The organism is Streptomyces sp. MMBL 11-1, assembly GCF_028622875.1.
Lineage (GTDB): Bacteria > Actinomycetota > Actinomycetes > Streptomycetales > Streptomycetaceae > Streptomyces.
This window is the reverse complement of the sequence record NZ_CP117709.1, coordinates 6,608,590-6,632,929: the sequence shown is the minus strand read 5'-3', so window position 1 is coordinate 6,632,929 and position 24,340 is coordinate 6,608,590. Positions and strand designations below refer to the sequence as shown.

Sequence of the window (24,340 nt, the reverse complement as noted above, 5' to 3'; positions counted from 1 at the left end):
GACCTAGCGTCCTTCTCTCGCCATCCGGCTGTGGGAACGTCCGTACACGAAGTAGACGATGACGCCGAGCGCCATCCAGGCGCCGAAGCGCACCCAGGTCTCCACCGGCAGGTTGAGCATCAGCCAGACCGAGGCGGCCACCGAGAGGATCGGGAGCAGCGGGACCCACGGCGTACGGAACGCGCGGGGCAGGTCCGGCTGGGTGCGGCGCAGGACCAGGACGCCGAGGGCCACGACGACGAACGCGAACAGCGTGCCGATGTTCACCAGGGTGGCGAGCTCCTCGATGCTGGTGAATCCGGCGATGACCGCGATCACCACGCCGAGCAGGATCGTCGGCCGGTACGGGGTGCGGAAGCGCGGGTGGGTCTTGGAGAAGAAGCGCGGGAGCAGACCGTCCCGGCTCATCGCGAAGAAGACACGGGTCTGGCCGAGCAGCAGGATCATGCAGACCGTGGTGAGTCCTACCGCCGCGCCGAAGCTGATCAGACCGGCGTAGAACGGGTGCCCGGTCGCCTTGAAGGCGTCGGCGAGCGGGGCGCTGACGGACAGTTCGCTGTAGTGCTGCATGCCGGTGACCACGAGGGAGACCGCCACGTAGAGCACCGTGCAGATCAGGAGCGAGCCGAGGATGCCGCGCGGCATGTCGCGCTGGGGCACCTTGGTCTCCTCGGCGGCGGTGGCGACCACATCGAAGCCGAGGAACGCGAAGAAGACGATGGACGCGGCGGTGAAGATGCCCATCACGCCGAAGTTTGTGGGTTCGTAACCGAACATCAGCTGTACGAGCGGGGCGTCCCAGCCCGAGCCCGCGGGCTGCTGTTCGGCCGGCGGGATGAAGGGCCTGTAGTTCTCGGCCTTGACGAAGAACAGGCCGGCGATGATCACCATGAGGACGACCGCGACCTTGATCGCCACGACGACCGAGGTGACCCGGGCGGACAGCTTCATCCCGACGACCAGGATGACGGTCAGCACCAGCACCAGGGCGAAGGCCAGAACGTCGAAGCCGACCCCTTCCGCCGCGTCCGGCCCCGAGAGCGCTTCGGGCATCGTCCAGCCGACGTTGTCCATCAGGGAGCGGACATAGCCGGACCACCCCACGGCGACCACCGCGGTGCCCAGCGCGAACTCCAGCACCAGGTCCCAGCCGATGATCCAGGCCACCGGTTCACCCAGGGCCGTGTACGCGAAGGTGTACGCGGAGCCCGCCACCGGGACGGTGGAGGCGAACTCGGCGTAGCAGAGCGCGGCCAGCGCGCACACGACGCCCGCCGCGACGAACGCGAGGGCGGTCGCGGGTCCCGCCGTCTCCTTGGCGACCTTGCCGGTGAGGACGAAGATGCCGGTGCCGATGATGACGCCCACACCGAAGACCGTGAGGTCCAGGGCGGAGAGGGACTTCTTCAGCGCGTGCTCGGGCTCCTCGGTGTCACGGATCGACTGCTCGACGGACTTGGTGCGGAAGATGCCCTTCCCGCGGGGTGGTGTGACCTGCGCGCTCACCTGCGTTGCCTCCACGCGTTCGATGTGAGCGCCATGATGGGGACCAGGCCGCGCATGACCGCGCCATCCGGTCCGTTTCACGAGAACGGGCCGGGAGAACCACCCGTACAGGGGCGGTTCTCCCGGCCCGTCGGCCGTACGGAGAGGTGATCGCGGGTCAGTCGCGGGCGGGCTCGACCGCGCGGCTCTCGAAGCGGCCGTCGAGCTTGGCGACCAGGCCGGTGACCTGCCGGGCGATGTCCGGAGCGGTCAGTCCGATCTCGGCCATGACCTCGCCGCGCGAGGCGTGGTCGAGGAAGACCGGCGGGATGCCGAAGTCGCGCAGCGGTACGTCGACGCCGGCGTCGCGCAGGGCCTGGGCGACGGCGGAGCCGACGCCACCGGCGCGGCTGTTGTCCTCGACCGTGACGACGACACGGTGGCGCTCGGCGAGCGGGGCGAGCGCCTCGTCGACGGGCTTGACCCAGCGGGGGTCGACGACGGTGCTGGAGATGCCCTGGGCGTCCAGCAGGTCGGCGATCTCCAGGCACATCGGGGCGAGCGCGCCGACGGAGACGATCAGGACGTCCGGGCGGGCGGCCTTCGGCTCCCGCAGGATGTCCATGCCGCCGGCCCTGCCGACCGCCTTGACGGCGGGGCCGACCGCGCCCTTGGAGAAGCGGACCACGGTGGGCGCGTCGTCGACGGCGACGGCCTCGCGCAGCTGGGCGCGGACCTGGTCGGCGTCGCGCGGGGCGGCGATCCGGAGCGTGGGCACGCACTGGAGGATCGACATGTCCCACATGCCGTTGTGCGAGGCGCCGTCCGTGCCGGTGATGCCGGCCCGGTCCAGGACGAAGGTCACGCCGCACTTGTGGAGGGCCACGTCCATGAGGACCTGGTCGAAGGCGCGGTTGAGGAAGGTGGCGTAGACCGCGAAGACCGGGTGGAGTCCGCCGGTGGCGAGGCCGGCCGCGGAGGCGGCGCCGTGCTGCTCGGCGATGCCGACGTCGTAGATCCGGTCCGGGAAGGCGGCCTCGAACTTGCCGAGGCCGACGGGCTGCAGCATGGCCGCGGTGATCGCGACGATGTCCTCTCGCTCGTGGCCGAGCTTGACCATCTCCTCGCCGAAGACGGAGGTCCAGTCGAGACCGGAGGTGGAGATCGGCAGGCCGGTGTCCGGGTGGATCTTGCCCACCGCGTGGAAGCGGTCGGCCTCGTCCTGGAGGGCGGGGGTGTAGCCGCGGCCCTTCTCGGTGAGGCAGTGCACGATGACCGGGCCGCCGAAGCGCTTGGCGCGCTGGAGCGCGGATTCCAGGGCCTCGATGTCGTGGCCGTCGATCGGGCCGACGTACTTCAGGCCGAGGTCCTCGAACATGCCCTGCGGGGCGATGAAGTCCTTGAGGCCCTTCTTGGCGCCGTGCAGGGTCTCGTACAGTGGACGGCCGACGACGGGCGTGCGCTCCAGGATGTCCTTGCCGCGGGCCAGGAACCGTTCGTAACCGTCGGTCGTACGGAGGGTGGCGAGGTGGTTGGCCAGGCCGCCGATGGTCGGGGCGTAGGAGCGCTCGTTGTCGTTGACGACGATGACGAGGGGGCGGTCCTTGGCGGCGGCGATGTTGTTGAGCGCCTCCCAGGCCATGCCGCCGGTGAGCGCGCCGTCGCCGATGACCGCGACGACGTGGTCGTCCTTCTTCAGGACCTCGTTGGCCTTGGCCAGCCCGTCGGCCCAGCCGAGGACCCCGGAGGCGTGGCTGTTCTCGATGACGTCGTGGTCGGACTCGGCGCGGGAGGGGTAGCCGGAGAGGCCGCCCTTGCTCTTGAGCCGGGAGAAGTCCTGGCGGCCGGTGAGCAGCTTGTGCACGTAGCTCTGGTGTCCGGTGTCCCAGAGCACCTTGTCCCGGGGCGACTCGAAGACCCGGTGCAGGGCGATGGTGAGCTCGACGACGCCGAGGTTGGGTCCGAGGTGTCCGCCGGTCTTGGACACCGCGTCCACGAGGAAGGTGCGGATCTCGTCGGCGAGCTGGTCCAGCTCGCCGAGGCTGAGCCGGTCCAGGTCGCGCGGTCCCTTGATGCGGGTCAGCAGATCCACCCGTGCCTCCTTGCGTTTGAGCTGATCGAGCGTGCCGATCCGATGAGTCTAATGTTCCGTTCGCGGCGGCGGGCATCGGGCGGCCCTGTTCGCGTACGGAATGCCGGATACGCGCAGGTGCCCGGCGCCCCTGGGGGCACCGGGCACCTGCGCGGCTGTGCGGTCAGGCGCGGCCCGCGGTCTTCTGGGTCTTACGGGTGACGGAGTCGATGACGACCGTGGCGAGAAGCACGGCGCCGGTGACCATGTACTGGATCGGCGTGGCGATGCCCTCCAGCGACAGTCCGTACTGGATGGAGACGATCACCATGACGCCGAGCAGCGCGTTCCAGGTGCGGCCGCGGCCACCGAAGAGGCTGGTGCCGCCGATGACGGCCGCCGCGATGACGTTCATCAGGAGGTCGCCGGTGCCGGAGCCCTGGTTGGCCGCCGCGATCTTGGAGGCCCAGAACAGGCCGCCGATCGCCGCGAAGGTCCCCGCGATGGAGAAGACGGAGATCCGGATCGCGGTGACGTTGATACCGGCCCGCCGGGAGGCCTCGACGCTGCCGCCGAGCGCGAAGATCTTCCGCCCGTAGGCCGTGCGGCGCAGCAGGAAGTCCGTGCCGACCAGGACGATCAGGAAGAGGACCAGCGCGAGCGGCAGGCCTCGGTACTGGTTGAACATGTACGCGGCGGCGAAGGCGAACACCGCGAGGACCGCGGTGCGCACGGCGATGTCGGCGACCGGCCGGGACGGGATGCCCGCGGCCTCGCGGCGGCGGGTGTCCAGGAAGGCGGCGGCGAAGTAGCCGACGACCGCGATGGCGGCGAGCCCGTAGGCGGCGGCGACATCGGTGAAGTAGTACGTGGTCAGCTGGCCGACCACGCCTTCGCCGTCCAGGTTGATGGTGCCGGAGTCGCCGAGCAGCTGGAGCATGAAGCCGAGCCAGAACAGCAGGCCGGCCAGGGTGACGGCGAAGGCGGGCGCCCCGACCCGGGCGAAGAAGAAGCCGTGGATCGCGCCCATCACCGCGCCGCTGACGATGGCGACCAGGATCGCCAGCCATTCGTTCATGCCCTGGGTGACGCTGAGCACCGCGACGAGGGCGCCGGAGACACCGGAGACGGAGCCGACCGAGAGGTCGATCTCGCCGAGCAGCAGGACGAAGATGATGCCCACGGCCATCATGCCGGTGGCGACCATGGTGACCGCGATGTCGCTGATGTTCTTCGCGGAGAGGAATTCGGAGTTCAGGCTCTGGAAGACGATCGCGATGATCGCGAGGCCGATGACCACCGGGATCGAGCCCAGGTCACCGCCGCTGATCTTGCGCTTGAACTCGGTGAGGTAGCCGCCGAGGCCCTGCTCGCGGACGAGCAGGCGGGGGTCGATCACCGTCGCGGCGCCCTCGGCGGCGTCCGGGTTGCCGGGCGGCGTGTCGGCCGGGGTGCCCGCCTTGTCCAGCGAGGTGGCGGAGTTGTCGGTGGTCACTGGGAAACCTCCGCGTTGCGCGCCGCACGTCGGGTCACGGCGTTTTCCGTGGCACCGGTGATGGCGGAGATGATCTCTTCCTGGGAGGTGGTCTTCACATCGAAGACACCGTTGTTCCGGCCCAGCCGGAGCACGGCGACCTTGTCGGCGACGGCCTTCACATCGGCCATGTTGTGGCTGATGAGGATGACCGCGTGGCCGCGCTCGCGCAGCCGCTCGACGAGGTCGAGGACCTGGGCTGTCTGCTCGACGCCGAGGGCCGCGGTCGGCTCGTCGAGGATGACGAGCCGGGGCTCGCCGAGCATCGACCGGGCGATGGCCACGGTCTGGCGCTGGCCGCCGGAGAGCGACGCGATCGGGATGCGGACGCTCGGGATGCGGATGGAGAGCGTGGACAGCAGCTCGCGGGAGCGGCGCTCCATCTCGACCTCGTCCAGGATGCCGAACCTGCGCAGCTCCCGGCCGAGGTAGAGGTTGCCGACGACATCGATGTTGTCGCACAGCGCGAGGTCTTGGTAGACGGTCGCGACGCCGAGGTTCTGGGCGTCGTGCGGCTTGGTGATCTGCACCGCCCTGCCCTCCCACTCGATGACGCCGTCATCGATGGGGTGCACTCCGGCGATCGTCTTGACCAGCGTTGATTTACCGGCGCCGTTGTCGCCGACCAGGGCGACCACCTCGCCGGCGTGGACCTCAAGCTCTACATCGGTGAGTACCTGGACGGCACCGAAGCGCTTGGAGACCCCTCGCAACGCCAACACGGGCGTAGCGGACACATGAACCATCTCCTTCGCCGCCTGACCGGCGGGGATGCCGCGCCCGGGGGAAGGCGCGGCGGTGTCGAGCAGAAGAGATACGGGAAGAGCGGTGAAGCGTTCCGTCCGACGCCCCGCCCGGTAGCGGGACGGTTGGTGTGCGGGGCGCCGGACAGGCTTCGAGGCCGCGCGTGCCGGCCGGGGTGCGGCGGGCGGGTGCGCGGGCGGTGGGGCCGCCCCGGCGCCCTCGCGGGAAGCGCGGCGCGGGCGGGGCGGTGGGCGGGGCCCGGCGGCCGGGGGGCGGGCCGGGCCCGGGCGCCTACTTCAGACCGATCTTGTCGCAGGCGGCCTTGTACTTGGCCGAGCAGATCTCGTCCAGCGTCCAGATGCCGTCCTTGATGACGGTGTCCTTGATGTTGTCCTTGGTCAGTGAGACGACCGGGACGAGGACCGTCGGGATGCCCTTCTGGCTGGCGTTGTCGACCTTGGAGGTGGCGATGGAGTCGAGCTTCTCGCCCTTGGCGAGGGCGACGGCCATCTCCGCGGCGACGATGCCCTCGGCGGGGTAGGACTTGTAGACGCTCATGAACTGCTCGCCGGAGACGATGCGCTGCACGCCCGCCAGCTCGGCGTCCTGGCCGGTGACCGGCGGGAGCGGCGAGATGCCGGCGGCCTTGAGGGCGGTGATGATGCCGCCCGCCATGCCGTCGTTGGCGGAGTAGACGCCGTCGATCTTGTCCTTGCCGAGTGCGGTGATCGCCGCTTCCATGTTGGCGTTGGCGTTCTCCGGCTTCCATTCCTTGGTGTCGTACTCCTTGCCGTACTTCACCTTGCCGTCGAGGACCGACTTGGCGCCGCTCTTGAAGAGGGCGGCGTTCGGGTCGGTGATCGCGCCGTTCATCATCACGATCGTGCCGCCGTCGGCCTTGTCGCCCAGGGCCTCCAGCAGGGCGGTGCCCTGCGCGCGGCCGACCTCCTCGTTGTCGAAGGAGGTGTAGGCGTCGATGGGGCCCTCGGCGAGGCGGTCGAAGGCGACGACCGGGATGCCCGCGTCCTTGGCCTTCTTGACGCTGTTCTCGATCGCCTTGGCGTCCACCGCGCCGATGATGAGCGCGTCGACCTTGTTGGTGATCATCGTGTCGATCTGCTGCGACTGGGTGGTCGCGTCCTGCTTGGCGTTGTTGTAGGTGACCTCGGCCTTGCCGCCGGTCAACTCGCTGATCTTCTTCTCGATGATCGGCCGGTCGAACTTCTCGTAACGGGCCGTCTGGTTCTCGGGAAGGAGCAGACCTATCTTCAGGTCGTCGCCCTTCTTCTCCGAGCTCTGTTCGGCCTTGTCGCCGGACTCCTTGGCGCTCCCGCACGCGGCCAGCGAGATCGCCATCGTGGTGGCGGCAACGGCAACGGCGGCACGACGCATACGCGTGTTCATTCTCGAACCTCCCTGACGAGGCCGCGACGTTGCGGCCGAGGTGGCTGGAAGTCAACTCGGCCCCAGCGTCAGCGTCAAGGAGTAAATCCTTAACGAGATGACAACGGTGCCATTCGTTATCTAAGTGAAGGCAGGAGTCGCCGCGGGGAGGGTGCTCTCCAAAAGGGTTGAATCCCCCATCTCGCTCAGCACCAGGGCGAGTGCGCCCAGGACTTCGGCGCGCCCGCCCAGGGCCCCGGGAAGCACGGAGAGCTGCCGGGCGGCGCTGGGGATCGCGTAACGCGACACGGAGTCCCGTATGGGCCCCAGGACCAGCTCCCCGGCCTCCGCCAGCGAACCGCCGAGCACGACGCGGCTGGGGTTGAGCAGATTGCACAGGTTGGCCACGCCGCTGCCTATGTGCCGGCCCACGTCACCGATCACCCGGCGGCAGCCCGGATCGCCCTCCCGGGCCAGCTGGACCACCCGCTCCATGGTGAGCCCGGGGCCGTGGCTGGGCTGGAGCAGCGGCAGGACGTAGCGGGCGGCGGTGAAGGTCTCCAGGCAGCCGCGGTTGCCGCAGCGGCACACCGGGCCCGACTCGTCGAGCGTGATGTGCCCGATCTCGCCGGCCGTGCCGCCGGGGCCCCGGTAGATGGTCCCGTCGATCACCAGCCCGGCGCCGACTCCGCTGGCCACCTTGATGTACGCGAGGTCCTTGACGCCCCGGCCGCTTCCCCAGACCAGCTCGCCCAGCGCTCCGAGATTGGCGTCGTTGTCGACGTACACGGGCACGCCGAGGCGGCCGGAGAGCTCCTCGCTGGGGTTGATGCCCGTCCAGCCCGGCAGGATCGAGGTGGAGCCCAGGGTTCCGGACTCGACGTCGATGGGGCCCGGCACGCCGAGGCCGATGCCGATCACCTTGTCCGGGCCGATCCCGGTGGCCGCGATCAGCCGCTTGACCAGCACCTCCGCCCGGTCGAAGCCCTCGGCGGACGAGGCGTCGACGTCCAGCGGCTCGGACTCCTCGGCGAGCACCTGGTGGGCGAGGTTGCCGACGGCGACGCGCAGATGCGTATGGCCGAAGTCGACGCCGATGACGATGCCGGCGTCGCCGCTGAGCGAGACGCTGCGGGCCCGCCGGCCACCCGCCGAGGTGGGAGTGACCTCGACCGTTCCGCCGTCCTTCAGCTCCCGGACGATATTGGAGACGGTGGCCGCGGAGAGCCCGGTGCTCCGGGCGATCTCCGCCTGGGTGAGCGATCCCGCCATCCGTACGGCGCGTACGACCCGCTCCAGATTGGCCCTGTGCAGCGATGTCTGCGACCCGGGAGTCTCCATCGACTCATCCACTCCTGCCCTTGGCGGGCGGTCCTGGAGACCGCCCCGGCCGGGGCCGCAGCGATGAGACCCCGGCTTCCTCCAACATGTGAACTCTAAGCTGACCGTTCGGGGGTGCCTCCCGTCAAGACCTGAGCACCCGCGCGCACCGCGACGGCCCGGTGCCCCGGCGGAGGGTTTCCGCCGGGGCACCGGGCCGTACGCGCGTCGTGGGCTACTTCAGGGCGCCCGCCGTCAGGCCGGAGACGACCTGGCGCTGGAAGATGATGTACGCCGCCAGCACGGGCAGCATCGCGATGACCAGGCCGGCGAAGAGGCCGGAGTAGTCGCCCTTGTAGCCCTGGCTGGAGGCCAGCTCCACCAGGCCCTGGGCCAGCACCCGCTTCTCCGGGTCGGTGTTCAGCACCGTCGGCAGCATGTACTGGTTCCACTGCCCCAGGAAGTTGAAGATGCCCACGCTGATCAGGCCGGGCTTGGCCATCGGCAGCATGACCTGGAAGAACGTGCGGGTGTGCGAGGCCCCGTCGATGATCGACGCCTCCGCCACCGAGGTCGGCAGCGTCCGGAAGAACGAGGTCAGGAAGAACACGGTGAACGGCAGCGAGTACGCGATGTACACGAGGATCAGGCCGTGGATCGTGTTCAGCATCCCCATGTTGTCCATGACGTAGAACAGGGGGACCAGCGCCAGCATGATCGGGAAGCTCATGCCGCCGACGAACAAGAAGTAAATGAACCGGTTGCCCGGGAACTCGAAGCGGGCGAGCACATAGGCGGCCATGGACCCGAGGACCAGGGTGCCCGTGAGCGACCCGCCCACCACCAGGATGGTGTTCAGGAAGTACTCGCTCATGTGGGCCTGGCTCCAGGCCCGGCCCCAGCTGTCGAAGTTCAGCGAATCGGGCAGCGACCACGGGGTGTTGAAGATGTCCGCGTCGGTCTTGAACGAGGACATCACCGCCCAGAGCAACGGCAGGACGACCATGATCGCCCACAGGATCAGCACCCCGTGCGAGAAGACGTTGAGGACCTGGCCCTCGCTCTTCTTCGCGGGGGCGGGCGCGCCCTTGCCCGCCGGCCCGGTGCGCTGGGCCGGGACCTTCGCCGCTTCGGCGTCGGCGGGGGACCCGGAGGGCCCGGTGGGAGGGGTGTCAGTGGTCTTCATCAGAACTCCAGCCGCTCGCGCCGGCCCACCCGCATGACGATGGCGGCGAACGCCAGCGTCACGAGGAGCAGGGCGACACCGATCGTGGTCGCGTAGCCCGCCTGTCCGTCACGGAACGCCGACTGGTAGACGTACAGCGGCAGGACGGTGGTCGAGTAGTCGGGCCCGCCGGGACCGACGCTCATGATGTGGACGATCGCGAAGCCCTCGGCGCCGAGCGCCAGGATGCCCATGTAGACCCACCCGGACTGGACCGTGTCCCACAGGAGGGGCAGCGTGATCCGGAAGAAGGTCGTGAACCGGCTCGCCCCGTCCAGCAGGGCGGCTTCGTAGAAGTCCTTGGGGATGGAGGCCATGCCCGCGGAGAACAGCACCACGAAGAAGCCGGTGGTGCACCAGACGAGGACCGCCATGATGACCCACAGGGCCAGCTGCGGATCGCCCAGCCAGACCGGCAGGTCCTTGACGCCGACGGCCTTCAGCGCGCCGTTGATCATGCCCTGGCCCGGGTCGAAGGCGAACTGGAACAGGATGGCCACGATCGCGATCGAGAGCACCTGCGGGAAGAAGTACGCGATCTTGTAGAAGCCGGAGCCCCGCACGCCGGTGACGGCGGCGCCCTTGCGGCGCCGCCCGCCCACGTTGAGCATGAAGGCGAAGAAGAGTGCGAGCCCCAGCGTCACCAGCGGCAGCAGCACGGCCAGCAGCACGCTGTGCTGCAAGGATTTCCAGAAGATGTCGTCATCGAGCATCTTGGTGTAGTTGTCGAACCCGACCATCTTGAAGTCGGGACTCAGCCCCGTCCAGTCCGTGAACGAGTAGTAGATGGACTGGATGAAGGGCCAGATGACGAAGATGACGTACAACGTCATCGGGACCACCAAGAACCCGACTATGAACCGGTATTTACCGTGTTGCATCGTTACCGACTCCGACCTTCCCCTGCTGCCCGCCGCTGGTGACGCGTGGTCACTGGTGCTTGAAGTGCTTGATGGACTGGTCCTTGGCGGTCGCGTCGGCGAATGCCTGGATCTTCTTGATGGTCTCGGCGGGCTTGGCGCGGCCGGCCATCATCTCGCCGAGCGCGGCGACGCCGATCTGCTCCTTCTGGAGCTTCACGTACCAGTCCTGCAGGCGCGGGTTGACCACGTTGGTGCCGGCCTTCTCCAGCGCGGCGACACCCGACTTCAGGCCGTCGGACAGCTCGATGCCGTCCGTGCCGCCGTTGAAGGCGGAGAGCGACTTGGTGCTGGTGGTGAAGGACTTGGAGGAGGCCTCGCTGAGCATGATGCGCAGCTGCTCCATGCCGCCCGCGGGGTTCTTCGCCTTGCTCGGGACGATGAACGGCTCGCCACCGGACGCCCAGATGGTGCCGAAGGGCAGCTTGTCCGAGGAGTCGAGGCTGGAGGGAGCGCCCACGGACAGCTTGAAGTCCTTGGGGATGATCGCCGCTTCCTCGTTCTCGACCCAGGAGCCGTTCGGGATGAACAGCGCCTTGCCGCGGGCCCACGCGCCCTGCGAACCGCGGTGGTCCATGCCGGCGGTGCCGTCGAGGATGTAGCCCTTGGCGACGAGCTCGTAGTACGCCTCGAAGGCCGCCTTGACCGCCGGGTGCTCCCAGGCCTTCGGCTCCAGGTTGTCGATCGCGTCGAGGACCTCGACACCGCCGATCTTGCCGATGAAGGGGTACAGCGAGAACGGGATGTAGTACGGGTGCTTGCCGGGGTAGGTCCAGCCGGCGATGCCCTCCTTCTTCGCCTTCGCGCAGAGCGCGAGCATGTCGTCCCAGGTCTCCGGGTACGTGGCGTCGAGCTTCTCCAGCGCGGTCTGCGAGTACCAGACGCCGTAGACCGTGTACGCGTAGTACATGATCCAGACCGGGTCGCCGTCGAACTGGCCCATCTCGATGATGCCCGGCCGCAGGGTGTCGCGGACCTTCTTGGCCGGGTCGTCGATGGAGGGGGCGTCGAGCAGCGGGGTCAGGTCGGTGAGCTGCTTCTTGCCGACCAGGACGCCCATGTCCATCTGCTGGGCACCGGAGTTGTCGATCAGGTCCGGCGGGGTTCCACCGTTGAACCGCGGCTGGAGAACCGACTGGATCTTCTGCGTCGCGGAGAACTTGACCTTCGCGTCGGGGTAGGTCTTCTCGTAGACGGCCTGGGCGTCCTTGGCGTACTTGGTGCCGAAGCCACCGTCGAAGATGACGATCTCCAGTGGTGCGCTGCCATTGACGGCCAGCGGGTTCTTCTCGGTCTTTTCGCCCTTTTCGACCTTGTCGTCGCTGCCGCTGTCGCCGCTCGCGCAGGCGGACAGGAAGCTCATCGTCGGAACAGCGATCAGGCCGAGTGCGGCAGAACGCTTGATCAGATCGCGACGGCCAAGGCCCTCATTGTTGTGGGCGGAGGTGGATCCCATGCTCAAGTCCTCGCCTTCTCCAGGACTCAGGCGGTGTACCGGTCGCCCGTCGTGAATTCGCCTCAGGCGAAGGGCCCCGCCACCGCGGTCAGTTGCGCTTGGGTCATGCGGAAAAACAGATGTACCGGACGGGCCGGTGCAGTGGGGATGCCGGAAGACCGTACAGCGAGGACACCCCTGGCGTCCTCGCGACCGTCCCCGTTTCCCCCGTGCGCACGTCCGCGCGAAGCGGCTGTGCGGGTGCCGACAGGTATAGTCCACTTGTTGCCAACTGAGCAAGATCGAAAGCAGGTTTGGGCGGCAGTCTTTCCCGAGTTGAGACCTCACGGACACCTCGGCACCTCGCGCCCTCCCCCCGCGGCGGCTATTTCCCCATTCCGGCCGATTCGCCGACGAGCCCCGCGGCAACACCCTTGACACGTCCAGCCACTTGGATCCCTACTGGACCTTGCATTCCGCTTTGACAACGTTGTCCACGCATTTTCCCGGGGAGGAACGGCTCGGCATGCAGCCACCACGCGGCCTCGATCACGGATACGACAAGGCCCCTCACGCGGTCCCCCGCCCGGCTTCCCGCCGGAGACGGACCCCCACAGCAGCCGCCCTGGCGGCGTCCCTCGCCCTGGTGGTGATCGCCCCCGCGGTCGCCACCGCTCAGCCCTCCTCACCGGACCGGAAACCGTCCGGCGACCGGACGTTCAGCACCTCGTTCGAGGCGGACGAGAAGCAGCCTGACTGGCGCGGCACCGTCGAGGAGGGCCCCGACGGCGAGAAGCGCTCCTCCGGCGTCGACGGGGGCTTCTCCTCCGGCATACCGGGCAACGTCACCGACCGGGTGACGGAGCTGCGCGCGAGCGCCGAGAACACCGCGGGCGGCGAGGTCAAGGAGAACCTCGTCGACGTCGAACCGGGCTCCAAGTGGCTGACGTTCGCGAAGGCCGGCTGGGTCGAGTTCGATCTGGACGAACCCGTCAAGGTCGTGACGTACGCCCTCACCTCGGCCAACGACCACGCCGAACGCGACCCGAAGGCCTGGACGCTCAAGGGCTCGGCGGACGGCAAGGAGTGGACCGACCTCGACACCCGCACCGGCGAGACCTTCGCCAAGCGGCACGAGACGAAGACGTACGACTTCGCGAGCGACACCGCCTACCGGCACCTCCGCCTGGAGATCACCGCGAACAACGGCGCGGACGCGCTCCAGCTCGCCGACGTTCAGTTCTCGAACGGTGACACCTCCGCACCGGTGCCCGACGAGATGCGCAGCCAGCCCGACCGCGGTCCCTCCGGATCCCCCACCGCGAAGTCCGGCGCGGGATTCACCGGAAAGAAGGCACTGCGCTACGCGGGCACGCACACGGCCGACGGACGCGCCTACTCGTACAACAAGATCTTCGACGTGAACACGGCCGTCACCAAGGACACCGAACTGTCGTACCTGGTCTACCCGCAGATGGGCGAGACTGACCTGAACTACCCCGCCACGCACGTCGCGGTGGACCTGGCCTTCACCGACGGCACGTACCTGAGCGAGCTGAAGGCCACCGACAGCCACGGCGGGCTGCTCACCCCGCAGGGCCAGGCGGACGCCAAGCGCCTCTACGTCAACCAGTGGAACAAGGTCGCCGCCCGCCTCGGCACGGTCGCCGCGGGCAAGACGGTCGACCGGATCCTGGTGGCGTACGACTCCCCCAAGGGCCCGGCGAAGTTCCAGGGCTGGATCGACGACATCACGATCGCCCCGAAGAAGCCCGAGAAGCGCAAGGCGCATCTGTCGGACTACGCGCTGACGACCCGCGGCACCAACTCCAGCGGCGGCTTCTCGCGCGGCAACAACATTCCGGCCACGGCTGTGCCGCACGGCTTCAACTTCTGGACGCCGGTCACCAACGCGGGCACCACCAGCTGGCTGTACGACTACCACCGGGGCAACAACGCGGACAACCTCCCGACGCTCCAGGCCTTCGCCGCCAGCCACGAGCCGAGCCCCTGGATGGGTGACCGGCAGACCTTCCAGCTGATGCCGTCGGCCGCGAGCGGCACCCCGGACGCGTCCCGGAGCGCCCGCGCGCTGCCGTTCCGGCACGAGAACGAGACGGCGAAGCCGCACTACTACGGCGTCACGTTCGAGAACGGCCTCAAGGCCGAGATGACGCCGACCGACCACGCGGCCCGGATGCGGTTCACCTACCCGGGCAAGGACGCGAGCCTGGTCTTCGACAACGTCACGAACGACGGCGGCATCACCCTCGACCCGAAGACCGGCTCCTTCTCCGGCTACTCGGACGTCAGGAGCGGCCTGTCCACCGGGGCGACCCGGATGTTCGTGTACGGCGTCTTCGACGCGCCGGTCACCGACAGCGGCAGGCTGAAGGGCGGCGGGGGCGACGACGTCACCGGGTTCTTCCGCTTCGACGCGGGCAAGGACCGCACGGTCAACCTGCGGCTGGCCACCTCGCTGATCGGCGTCGACCAGGCGAAGCGGAACCTGGCGATGGAGATCCCGGAGTCCACCTCCTTCGAGCGCGTGCAGCGCACGGCGCAGGGCGCCTGGGACGACATCCTGCGGACGGTCGAGGTCGAGGGCGCCAGCGCCGACCAGCTGACCACCCTCTACTCCAGCCTCTACCGGCTCTACCTCTACCCGAACTCCGGCCACGAGAAGGTGAAGGGCAAGAACAGGTACGCCAGCCCCTTCTCCAAGGCGACCGGTGAGAACACCCCGACGCGAACGGGCGCGAAGATCGTCGACGGCGAGGTGTACGTCAACAACGGCTTCTGGGACACCTACCGCACGACGTGGCCCGCCTACTCCTTCTTCTCCCCGAAGAAGGCCGGCGAGCTGGTGGACGGTTTCGTCCAGCACTACAAGGACGGCGGCTGGACCTCGCGCTGGTCCTCCCCCGGCTACGCGGACCTGATGACCGGCACCAGCTCGGACGTGGCGTTCGCCGACGCGTACGTCAAGGGCGTGGAGTTCGACGCCGAGGCGGCGTACGAGGCGGCGCTCAAGAACGCCACCGTGGCGCCGCCGTCCTCGGGCGTCGGCCGCAAGGGCCTTCAGACCTCGGTCTTCACCGGTTACGCGGACACCGCCACCCACGAGGGCCTGTCCTGGTCGCTGGAGGGCTACGTCAACGACTACGGCATCGCCCGGATGGGCGAGGAGCTGTACAGGAAGACGAAGAAGGCGCGGTACAAGGAAGAGTCCGCGTACTTCATGAACCGGGCGCAGAAGTACGTCAAGCTCTTCGACGACAAGGCCGGGTTCTTCCAGGGCAAGAAGCCGAACGGCGACTGGCGTCTGCCCTCGGGTGAGTACGACCCCCGCGTCTGGGGCTACGACTACACCGAGACCAACGGCTGGGGCTACGCCTTCACCGCCCCGCAGGACAGCCGGGGCCTGGCCAACCTGTACGGCGGCCGCGCGGGCCTGGGCAAGAAGCTGGACACGTACTTCTCGACGCCGGAGACGGCGGGCCCGGAGTTCGTCGGCAGCTACGGCGGCGTCATCCACGAGATGACCGAGGCGCGTGACGTGCGGATGGGCCAGTACGGGCACAGCAACCAGGTCGCCCACCACGCCACGTACATGTACAACGCGGCCTCGCAGCCGTACAGGACGCAGGAGAAGGTCCGCGAGGTCCTGGGCCGGCTGTACGTCGGCAGCGAGATCGGGCAGGGCATCCACGGCGACGAGGACAACGGCGAGCAGTCGGCCTGGTTCCTCTTCTCGGCGCTCGGCTTCTACCCGCTGGTCATGGGCAGCGGAGAGTACGCGATCGGCTCGCCGCTCTTCAAGAAGGCGACCGTCCGCATGGACAACGGCCGCAAGCTGGTCGTGAAGGCCCCGAAGAACAGCGACAAGAACATCTACGTGCAGGGCGTGAAGGTCAACGGCAAGAAGTGGACCTCCACGGCGCTCCCCCACGACGTGCTGGCCAGGGGAGGCACGCTGGAGTTCGCCATGGGTCCGAAGCCGTCGGCCTGGGGCACGGGCAAGGACGCGGCCCCGGTCTCCGTGCAGAAGGACGACAAGGTCCCGACGCCCAAGGGCGACGCGCTCAAGGGCGACGGCGCGCTCTTCGACGACACCTCGGCCACCTCGGCGACGGTCGAGTCGGTGGAGCTGCCGGTGTCCTCGGCGACGAAGGGCGTGCAGTACACGCTGACCTCGGCGGCGGCGGACAAGGCCCCGAAGGGCTGGACGCTCCAGGGTTCGACGGACGGCGAGAAGTGGACGGACCTCGACCGCCGCTCCGGCCAGTCGTTCGCCTGGGACAAGCAGACCCGGGTGTTCTCGGTGGACAGGCCCGGCTCGTACACCGCGTACCGGCTGGTGCTGACGGGTTCGGCGACGCTCGCGGAGGTGGAGCTGCTCTCCTGACCCCTGCGCGACGAGTGCGGGCGGCCGGCATCCCCTGGCGGGGTGCCGGCCGTCGGCGTTCACGCCTGCTGGAGGCGCTCGGGCAGGGCGAGGTCCAGCGCGGGCAGGAGGTTCTCCGGCAGGGCGAGAGGTCCAGCGCGGCTGGAGGCTCTCCGCCGGAGCCGGGTTCAGCGCGGCTGGAGGCTCTCCGGCAGGGCCACGTTGAGTGCCACGACGACCGGCCGGCCGTGTTCGGTGCCGAGCCGGGAGACGGCTCCGGTGGCGAGCTGGAAGAGGCGCCCCTCGGCCGGCGTCAGGCCGAGATAGCGGGCGGTGAGGACGCGCAGGAAGTGCGAGTGCGCGACGAGGGCGATGTCCGCGCTCCCGATTCCCTCGGCGGCGGACCGGACGCCCGCGAGGACCTGGTCGGCCCGCTCCCCGATCTGGGCGGGGCTCTCGCCGGGGTGCTCCTCGGAGCCGGGGTCGACGCCGTCGGTCCACAGGTTCCAGAAGGGCCGGGTACGGCGGATCGCCAGGGTGGTGATGCCCTCGTAGCCGCCGTAGTCCCACTCCCGCAGCTCGGGGGTGACCCGGAGGTCGGGGAGCCCGGCCAGTTCGGCGGTGCGGCGGGCCCGGATCATCGGGCTGACGAGGGTGAGCCCGATGTTCCGGTCGGCCAGCAGCGGGACGAGCGCGCGGGCCTGGCGCTCCCCGACGTCGGTGAGAGGGAGGTCGGTGTAGCTCGTGTGCTGTCCGGAACGGGACCACTCGGTCTCGCCGTGCCGGATCAGGATCAGCTCGCCCATGAGGTCGTTCACTTTCCGTACGGGTGGTGCGGGTGCGCCGCAGGCCCACGATCGCACGCCGGGCTCCGGGAACGCGGAAGGGCCGCGCCCCGGGGAGACCCGGGACGCGGCCCTTCTGTTCCGCTGTCCGCCGCCTACTTGCGGATCAGGCTGCGGAGCACGTACTGCAGGATGCCGCCGTTGCGGTAGTAGTCCGCCTCGCCGGGGGTGTCGATACGGACGACGCCGTCGAACTCCACACCGGTGTCGGTGGTGACCTTGACCGTGCGCGGGATCGTGCCGTTGTTCAGCTCGGTGACGCCGGTGAAGGAGAAGGCCTCCTCGCCGGTGAGGCCGAGGGTCTCGGCGGTCTGGCCCTCGGGGAACTGGAGCGGGAGGACGCCCATGCCGATGAGGTTCGAGCGGTGGATGCGCTCGTAGGACTCGGCGATGACGGCCCTGACGCCGAGGAGCGCGGTGCCCTTGGCGGCCCAGTCGCGGGACGAACCGGAGCCGTACTCCTTGCCCGCGAGGATCGCGAGGGGGACGCCGGCGGCCTGGTAGTTCTGCGAGGCGTCGTAGATGAACGACACCGGACCGCCGTCCTGGGTGAAGTCGCGGGTGTAGCCGCCCTCGGTGCCCGGCGCGATCTGGTTGCGCAGGCGGATGTTGGCGAACGTGCCGCGGATCATGACCTCGTGGTTACCACGGCGCGAGCCGTAGGAGTTGAAGTCACGGCGCTCGATGCCGTGCTCGCTGAGGTACTTGCCGGCCGGGGTGTCGGCCTTGATGGCGCCGGCCGGGGAGATGTGGTCGGTGGTGACCGAGTCACCGAGCTTGGCGAGCACCCGGGCGCCGGTGATGTCCTCGACCGGGGTCGTCTCCATCGTCATGCCCTCGAAGTACGGGGGCTTGCGCACGTAGGTGGACTCGGAGTCCCACTCGAAGGTGTCGCCGGTCGGGACCGGCAGCGCCTGCCACTGGGCGTCGCCCGCGAAGACGTCCTGGTAGGACTTGTTGAACATGTCCTCGCCGATGGCGTTCGCCACGACGTCGTTGACCTCTGCCTCGGAGGGCCAGATGTCGGTCAGGTAGACCGGCTTGCCCTCCTGGTCGACGCCGAGGGCGTCCTTGGTGATGTCGACCTTCATCGAACCGGCGATGGCGTACGCGACGACCAGCGGCGGGGACGCCAGGTAGTTCATCTTGACGTCGGGGTTGATCCGGCCCTCGAAGTTACGGTTGCCGGAGAGCACCGAGGTGACGGCGAGGTCGTTGTCGTTGACCGCCTTGGAGACCTCCTCCGGCAGCGGGCCGGAGTTGCCGATGCAGGTGGTGCAGCCGTAGCCGACGAGGTTGAAGCCGACCTTGTCGAGGTACGGGGTCAGGCCCGCCTTGTCGAAGTAGTCGGTGACGACCTTCGAGCCCGGGGCCAGGGTGGTCTTGACCCACGGCTTGCGGGTCAGGCCCTTCTCGACGGCCTTCTTCGCCACGAGCGCGGCGGCGACCATGACGTAGGGGTTCGAGGTGTTGGTGCAGGAGGTGATCGCGGCGACGGTGACGGCGCCGTGGTCGATCTCGTACGTCGAGCCGTCGGGGGCCGTGACGGTGACCGGCCTGGACGGGGCGCCGTTCGGCGTGTTGGCCGGGGCGTCGGAGGCCGGGAAGGACTCCTTGCTCGCCTCCATGTCGTCCGAGACGTAGTTGCGCACGTCCTGGACGAACTGCTGAGAGGCGTTGGCCAGGACGATGCGGTCCTGCGGGCGCTTCGGGCCGGCGATGGAGGGGACGACCGTGGAGAGGTCGAGCTCCAGCTTCTCGGAGAAGTCCGGCTCGGCGGCCGGGTCCAGCCAGAGGCCCTGCTCCTTGGCGTAGGCCTCGACGAGCGCGACCTGCTGCTCGTCGCGGCCGGTCAGGCGCAGGTACTTCAGCGTCTCGTCGTCCACGGGGAAGATCGCGGCGGTGGAGCCGAACTCCGGCGACATGTTGCCGATGGTGGCGCGGTTGGCGAGCGAGGTGGCGGCGACGCCCTCACCGTAGAACTCGACGAACTTGCCGACGACGCCGTGCTTGCGGAGCATCTCGGTGATGGTCAGCACGAGGTCGGTGGCGGTGGTGCCGGCCGGGAGCTCGCCGGTCAGCTTGAAGCCGACGACGCGCGGGATGAGCATGGAGACCGGCTGGCCGAGCATCGCGGCCTCGGCCTCGATGCCGCCGACGCCCCAGCCCAGCACGCCGAGGCCGTTGACCATGGTGGTGTGCGAGTCGGTGCCGACGAGGGTGTCGGGGTACGCCTGGCCGTTGCGGACCATGACCGTACGGGCCAGGTGCTCGATGTTCACCTGGTGGACGATGCCGGTGCCCGGGGGGACGACCTTGAACTCGTCGAAGGCGGTCTGGCCCCAGCGCAGGAACTGGTAGCGCTCCTTGTTGCGGCCGTACTCCAGCTCGACGTTCTGGCCGAAGGCTTCCTTGGTGCCGAACTTGTCGGCGATGACGGAGTGGTCGATGACCAGCTCGGCCGGGGCCAGCGGGTTGATCTTCGCCGGGTCGCCGCCGAGCTCCTTGACGGCCTCGCGCATGGTGGCGAGGTCCACGACGCACGGCACGCCGGTGAAGTCCTGCATGATCACGCGGGCCGGCGTGAACTGGATCTCCTGGCTGGGCTGCGCCTGGGAGTCCCAGCCACCGATGGCCCGGATGTGGTCGGCGGTGATGTTCGCGCCGTCCTCGGTGCGGAGCAGGTTCTCCAGCAGGACCTTCAGGCTGTACGGGAGGCGCGCGGAGCCCTCTACCTTGTCCAGCTTGAAGATCTCGTACGACTCGTCGCCCACGCGCAGCGTGCTGCGGGCGTCGAAGCTGTTCGCCGACACGACAGTCTCCTTCTTCAATGTGCGCGTATCTCCGCGCCGCGCCTCATTGGCAGTCGGCGCCGCGTTTTGCCGCCTACTGCCCCGCCCATCCGCTAAGGTAAGGATTAGTTAGGTAACCCTTACCGGGCAGCGGCCGCGGTGCGCCTCGGCAGATATCTCGATGTCGAGATAACTCTAGTACATAGCCGCCGCCCGGTCATGCCCAGGTGTCCCACCACACCCCTGGCGCGCCGGTCCGCCCCGACCACCAGCGGCCTTCACCGGCGCCGTACGCGGGACCGGGCGCTCAGACCACACCCGTACGCAGAACGCGGTCGAGCGCCGTCCGGCCCGCGGGCCCCCAGGCCGGCTTGCCGCCGGGAAGCCCCCGGTCCCCGTTCCGGCCCATGAGCATGAGGAAGAGGCTCTTCAGAGCGGCCAGCCCGCGGGCGCGCCGGATCGTCGCCCCGTCCGCACGCTCGTACGCGTCGAAGAACCGTGAGGCGGCGCCCCCGGGGAGGACGACCCACGCGGCCGCGAGGTCCCACGCCGGATCACCGGCGAACAGGTCACCGAAGTCGATCACGCCCGAGAGCGTCCCGTCCGACACGACGACGTTCGCGGGGTGGAGGTCACCGTGGACCCACACCGGCGGCCCCTCCCACCCCGGCGCCGCGACGGCGTCCTCCCAGACGGCCCGGACCTCGTCGGCGACGCCCTCGGGGACGACGGCGTGGAAGAAGTGGTCGAAGCCCTCCGTGTGCAGGCCCGGGTGACCGCCGCGGTCCGAACCGGCCGGCGCGTCGGCGGGCGCCGCCACGTGGAGTGCCCGGAGGAAGTCCGCGAGAGCGCCGGCCGCGTGGTCGCCGCGGCTGATCGAGGTGCGGTCCAGCGGCTCGCCGGGGACCCACGTCATGATCGTCCAGGGCTTCGGGAAGCGCACGGACGGTTCACCGGTCCGCACGGGGTTCGGGACGGGCAGGGGCAGGCGGGGGGCCAGGACCGGAAGCCATCGGCGCTCCTTGCGCTGCAGTTCCGGGGCGCGTTCCGTACGCGGCATACGGACGGCCAACTCGCCCCCGAGGCGCCACTGCTGGTTGTCCCATCCGCCGGTGACCTCACGGACGGCCAGCCCCGCGAGGTCCGGATGCTGCTCCTGGAGCAGGCCGCGGACCAGGTCTGCCGTGATCTCGATCTCGATGCCGGTCATGCGAAGTCACGGTAGTGAGTGCGGGGGGGGTCGGGTGCGCGTGGCCATACGACACCCGGGCCCTGCCCACGCGGACCGGGCGCGGTGTGTCAGTCGAGGCAGAACTCGTTGCCCTCGATGTCCTGCATGACGAGGCAGGACTCGTTCTCCTCGTCGGCGAGGAGCAGGCGTACGCGCTTCGCGCCGAGCGGCAGGAGTCGCGCGCACTCGGCCTCCAGCGCGGCGAGGCGCTCCTCCCCCACGAGTCCGGTGCCGACCCGGACGCAGAGATGCACCCGGTTCTTGACGACCTTGCCTTCGGGAACGCGCTGGAAGTACATCCGCGGGCCGACCCCCGTGGGGTCCTGGCAGACGAAGCCCGCGTCCCGCTTCCCGGGCGGCAGGGAGAGGTCGTGGTCACCCCACGTGGCGAACCCCTTCGGCGGCGGAGGAACGACGTACCCCAGCACCTCGCACCAGAAATACGCGACGCGCGAGGGCGACGCGCAGTCGAAGGTGATCTGCACCTGCCTGATCGGAGCCATGAGGGCACCCTAGTGGCGCGCCGTTCGCCGATCATCCGACTTTCTCGTCAGGGGCGCCCCGCACAGGGGACGGGACGGTCGACGGCGGCCCGCCGGAAAACGAGAAGCGGGACGCGACGCGCGCTGAAAGGATGCCTGCTCAGGGGGCGGACGACAGAGCGCGGAACACCCGGCCCGGCCCGGCCCGCACGCCCCCGGCCCGCACCACCGGCACGACCAATACCCAGCACGCGCCCAGCACCAGGAGACGCACCACCATGACGCGCACCAGCGCCGTTTCGCTGATCCGTTCCCGCTCCCTCTCCGACGTGGCCGAGTACGCCTATGCGGCCACGGCGCCCGCCGAGTCCCGGCTGATCTTCCTCGCCGGATCCTGTCCGCTCGACGAGCACGGCGACACCGTGGCCGTGGGGGATTACGCGGGCCAGGCGGCGAAGTCCGTGGAGAACCTGCGGACGGCGCTCGCCGACGCGGGCGCTTCGGTCGAGGACGTCATCAGCACCCGGGTCCTCGTGGCGTCGGCCCGGCAGGAGGATCTCGTGGCCGCCTGGGAAGTGGTCCGGGACTCCTTCGGCGACCACGACGTGCCCAGCACCCTGATGGGCGTCACCGTGCTCGGCTACACGGACCAGCTCGTCGAGATCGAGGCCGTGGCCGCCGTCCTTGACGCTCCGGCACCGGACGGCCCGGCAGGCCCCCCGTCGGCGTAAGGGCGGTCTGCGCCTCCGCCCCCTCCCGCCGAGGCCGGTGGGAGGGGGCGGCGGGCGCGGCCCCCCGACCCGTACGGACGCGCGGACCGCGCCCTTCACTGCCGCGCGGGCGACGATGGAAAGAGGCGGCATACGAGGAGCCGGTGCACACCCGTCACTCGAACGGCACACCCCCACATCATTCTCATCTCATATCTGAGATAACCTGCCGACATGTCAGACGACTACCTCGCACGCATCGGCAAACTCATCCGTGACGCCCGTCAGCACCGGGGCTGGACACAGACGCAGTTGGCCGAGGCGCTCGCCACGAGCCAGAGCGCCGTCAACCGCATCGAGCGCGGCAACCAGAACATCAGCCTTGAGATGATCGCCCGCATCGGCGAAGCCCTTGACAGCGAGATCGTGTCGCTCGGTTACGCCGGGCCCATGCATCTGCGGGTCGTCGGCGGCCGTCGGCTCTCCGGGGCCATCGACGTCAAGACCAGCAAGAACGCCTGTGTCGCGCTGCTGTGCGCCTCGCTCCTCAACAAGGGGCGCACGGTCCTGCGCCGGGTGGCCAGGATCGAGGAGGTGTTCCGGCTCCTGGAGGTGCTGAACTCCATCGGGGTGCGCACCCGCTGGGTCAACGACGGCGTGGACCTGGAGATCGTGCCGCCCGCGCAGCTGGACCTGGAGGCGATCGACGCCGACGCGGCGCGCCGCACCCGCTCGATCATCATGTTCCTGGGTCCGCTGCTGCACCGGACGGAGCAGTTCACCCTGCCGTACGCGGGCGGCTGCGACCTCGGCACCCGCACCATCGAGCCGCACATGATCGCGCTGCGCCGGTTCGGGCTGGAGATCGCCGCCACGGAGGGCCTGTACCACGCACAGGTGGACCGTTCCGTCTCCCCCGGCCGGCCCATCGTGCTGACCGAGCGCGGCGACACGGTGACCGAGAACGCCCTGCTGGCCGCCGCCCGCCACGACGGTACGACCGTCATCCGCAACGCCTCGTCCAACTACATGGTCCAGGACCTGTGCTTCTTCCTGGAGGCTCTGGGCGTACGGGTCGACGGGATCGGCACGACGACACTCACCGTGCACGGGGTCCCGCAGATCGACGTGGACGTGGACTACTCCCCCTCGGAGGACCCGGTCGAGGCGATGAGCCTGCTGGCCGCCGCCGTGGTGACCGAGTCCGAACTCACCATCCGCCGGGTGCCGATCGAGTTCCTGGAGATCGAGCTCGCGGTCCTGGAGGAGATGGGCGTCGACTGCGACCGCACCCCGGAGTACGCCGCCGACAACGCGCGCACCCGCCTGGTGGACCTGACGGTGCGGCCCTCCAAGCTGGAGGCGCCGATCGACAAGATCCACCCGATGCCGTTCCCCGGCCTCAACATCGACAACGTCCCGTTCTTCGCGGCGATCGCCGCCGCCGCACACGGCCAGACCCTGATCCACGACTGGGTCTACGACAACCGCGCGATCTACCTCACCGACCTCAACCGCCTCGGCGGCCGCCTCCAACTCCTCGACCCCCACCGGGTCCTGGTCGAGGGCCCGACCCGCTGGCGCGCCGCGGAGATGATGTGCCCGCCCGCGCTGCGGCCCGCCGTGGTGGTGCTGCTGGCGATGATGGCGGCGGAAGGCACCTCCGTACTCCGCAACGTCTATGTGATCAACCGCGGTTACGAGGAGCTGGCCGAGCGCCTCAACTCGGTGGGCGCGCAGATCGAGATCTTCCGGGACATTTGACACGACGATGCC

At 69.2% G+C, this 24,340-nt stretch carries 16 protein-coding genes; 3 read left to right on the top strand and 13 right to left on the bottom strand.

The features are described from left to right. Positions 1-3 precede the first annotated feature (3 nt). The 9 genes from PSQ21_RS29435 to ngcE all read right to left on the bottom strand — a co-directional run bounded on the left by PSQ21_RS29435 (position 4) and on the right by ngcE (position 12,138). Positions 4-1,470, bottom strand: coding sequence for an amino acid permease (locus tag PSQ21_RS29435; protein ID WP_274036001.1), 1,467 nt, complete (start codon positions 1,468-1,470; stop codon positions 4-6). 193 nt (positions 1,471-1,663) lie between these two features. Further along, the gene (dxs, locus tag PSQ21_RS29430) at positions 1,664-3,577 is read right to left on the bottom strand and encodes a 1-deoxy-D-xylulose-5-phosphate synthase (protein ID WP_274034335.1); all 1,914 of its coding nucleotides are present in this window, start codon (positions 3,575-3,577) and stop codon (positions 1,664-1,666) included. A gap of 163 nt (positions 3,578-3,740) precedes the next feature. After that, entirely contained in the window at positions 3,741-5,051 is a 1,311-nt protein-coding gene (locus tag PSQ21_RS29425; RefSeq protein ID WP_274034334.1) for a sugar ABC transporter permease, read from the bottom strand. After that, positions 5,048-5,836: an ATP-binding cassette domain-containing protein gene (locus PSQ21_RS29420; protein WP_274034333.1), complete on the bottom strand. Its 789-nt coding sequence runs from the start codon at positions 5,834-5,836 to the stop codon at positions 5,048-5,050. Before PSQ21_RS29420 ends, PSQ21_RS29425 begins: the two co-directional genes overlap by 4 nt. 289 nt (positions 5,837-6,125) lie before the next feature. Next, positions 6,126-7,238, bottom strand: a complete 1,113-nt coding sequence (locus PSQ21_RS29415; RefSeq protein ID WP_274034332.1) for a sugar ABC transporter substrate-binding protein — start codon at positions 7,236-7,238, stop codon at positions 6,126-6,128. A gap of 120 nt (positions 7,239-7,358) precedes the next feature. Continuing rightward, positions 7,359-8,558 carry an ROK family transcriptional regulator gene (locus PSQ21_RS29410; protein ID WP_274034331.1) on the bottom strand — a complete coding sequence of 400 codons (1,200 nt, stop codon included), beginning with the start codon at positions 8,556-8,558 and terminating at the stop codon, positions 7,359-7,361. A gap of 214 nt (positions 8,559-8,772) precedes the next feature. Then, on the bottom strand, positions 8,773-9,723 hold the full coding sequence (locus PSQ21_RS29405; protein ID WP_274034330.1) for a carbohydrate ABC transporter permease: 951 nt from the start codon (positions 9,721-9,723) through the stop codon (positions 8,773-8,775). Continuing rightward, positions 9,723-10,643 (bottom strand): carbohydrate ABC transporter permease, encoded by a 921-nt coding sequence (locus PSQ21_RS29400; protein ID WP_274034329.1) that lies wholly within the window; start codon positions 10,641-10,643, stop codon positions 9,723-9,725. Before PSQ21_RS29400 ends, PSQ21_RS29405 begins: the two co-directional genes overlap by 1 nt. A 49-nt stretch (positions 10,644-10,692) precedes the next feature. After that, positions 10,693-12,138, bottom strand: coding sequence for an N-acetylglucosamine/diacetylchitobiose ABC transporter substrate-binding protein (gene ngcE / locus PSQ21_RS29395; RefSeq protein WP_274034328.1), 1,446 nt, complete (start codon positions 12,136-12,138; stop codon positions 10,693-10,695). A gap of 505 nt (positions 12,139-12,643) precedes the next feature. Here ngcE and PSQ21_RS29390 point away from each other — a divergent pair. Continuing rightward, the gene (locus PSQ21_RS29390; RefSeq protein WP_274034327.1) at positions 12,644-16,525 is read left to right on the top strand and encodes a GH92 family glycosyl hydrolase; all 3,882 of its coding nucleotides are present in this window, start codon (positions 12,644-12,646) and stop codon (positions 16,523-16,525) included. A 167-nt stretch (positions 16,526-16,692) separates the two neighbouring features. Here PSQ21_RS29390 and PSQ21_RS29385 read toward each other — a convergent pair whose 3' ends face one another. The 4 genes from PSQ21_RS29385 to PSQ21_RS29370 form a co-directional block, all read right to left on the bottom strand. Then, positions 16,693-17,310, bottom strand: a complete 618-nt coding sequence (locus tag PSQ21_RS29385) for a histidine phosphatase family protein (protein ID WP_274034326.1) — start codon at positions 17,308-17,310, stop codon at positions 16,693-16,695. A 134-nt stretch (positions 17,311-17,444) separates the two neighbouring features. Next, positions 17,445-20,162, bottom strand: coding sequence for an aconitate hydratase AcnA (gene acnA, locus PSQ21_RS29380; protein WP_274034325.1), 2,718 nt, complete (start codon positions 20,160-20,162; stop codon positions 17,445-17,447). Positions 20,163-20,448: 286 nt separating this feature from the next. Further along, complete coding sequence (locus PSQ21_RS29375; protein ID WP_274034324.1) at positions 20,449-21,351, bottom strand: aminoglycoside phosphotransferase family protein; 903 nt, start codon at positions 21,349-21,351, stop codon at positions 20,449-20,451. An 89-nt stretch (positions 21,352-21,440) separates the two neighbouring features. Further along, complete coding sequence (locus PSQ21_RS29370; RefSeq protein WP_274034323.1) at positions 21,441-21,875, bottom strand: VOC family protein; 435 nt, start codon at positions 21,873-21,875, stop codon at positions 21,441-21,443. Between the two features lie 257 nt (positions 21,876-22,132). Between PSQ21_RS29370 and PSQ21_RS29365 the strand changes: the two genes are divergently transcribed. Together PSQ21_RS29365 and PSQ21_RS29360 are read left to right on the top strand one after the other, a co-directional pair. Continuing rightward, positions 22,133-22,585: a RidA family protein gene (locus PSQ21_RS29365; protein ID WP_274034322.1), complete on the top strand. Its 453-nt coding sequence runs from the start codon at positions 22,133-22,135 to the stop codon at positions 22,583-22,585. A 213-nt stretch (positions 22,586-22,798) separates the two neighbouring features. Then, a complete protein-coding gene (locus PSQ21_RS29360) occupies positions 22,799-24,328 on the top strand; it encodes a helix-turn-helix domain-containing protein (protein WP_274034321.1) in 1,530 nt (509 codons plus the stop codon). Positions 24,329-24,340: the final 12 nt, after the last annotated feature.

Excerpts from the sequence above, each read along its gene's own strand:
- PSQ21_RS29420 (WP_274034333.1), bottom strand. The coding sequence starts at position 5,836 with ATGGTTCATGTGTCCGCTACGCCCGTGTTGGCGTTGCGAGGGGTCTCC.
- PSQ21_RS29415 (WP_274034332.1), bottom strand. The coding sequence starts at position 7,238 with ATGAACACGCGTATGCGTCGTGCCGCCGTTGCCGTTGCCGCCACCACG.
- PSQ21_RS29410 (WP_274034331.1), bottom strand. The coding sequence starts at position 8,558 with ATGGAGACTCCCGGGTCGCAGACATCGCTGCACAGGGCCAATCTGGAG.
- PSQ21_RS29405 (WP_274034330.1), bottom strand. The coding sequence starts at position 9,723 with ATGAAGACCACTGACACCCCTCCCACCGGGCCCTCCGGGTCCCCCGCC.
- PSQ21_RS29400 (WP_274034329.1), bottom strand. The coding sequence starts at position 10,643 with ATGCAACACGGTAAATACCGGTTCATAGTCGGGTTCTTGGTGGTCCCG.
- ngcE (WP_274034328.1), bottom strand. The coding sequence starts at position 12,138 with ATGGGATCCACCTCCGCCCACAACAATGAGGGCCTTGGCCGTCGCGAT.
- PSQ21_RS29390 (WP_274034327.1), top strand. The coding sequence starts at position 12,644 with ATGCAGCCACCACGCGGCCTCGATCACGGATACGACAAGGCCCCTCAC.
- PSQ21_RS29385 (WP_274034326.1), bottom strand. The coding sequence starts at position 17,310 with ATGGGCGAGCTGATCCTGATCCGGCACGGCGAGACCGAGTGGTCCCGT.
- PSQ21_RS29375 (WP_274034324.1), bottom strand. The coding sequence starts at position 21,351 with ATGACCGGCATCGAGATCGAGATCACGGCAGACCTGGTCCGCGGCCTG.
- PSQ21_RS29370 (WP_274034323.1), bottom strand. The coding sequence starts at position 21,875 with ATGGCTCCGATCAGGCAGGTGCAGATCACCTTCGACTGCGCGTCGCCC.
- PSQ21_RS29365 (WP_274034322.1), top strand. The coding sequence starts at position 22,133 with ATGACGCGCACCAGCGCCGTTTCGCTGATCCGTTCCCGCTCCCTCTCC.
- PSQ21_RS29360 (WP_274034321.1), top strand. The coding sequence starts at position 22,799 with ATGTCAGACGACTACCTCGCACGCATCGGCAAACTCATCCGTGACGCC.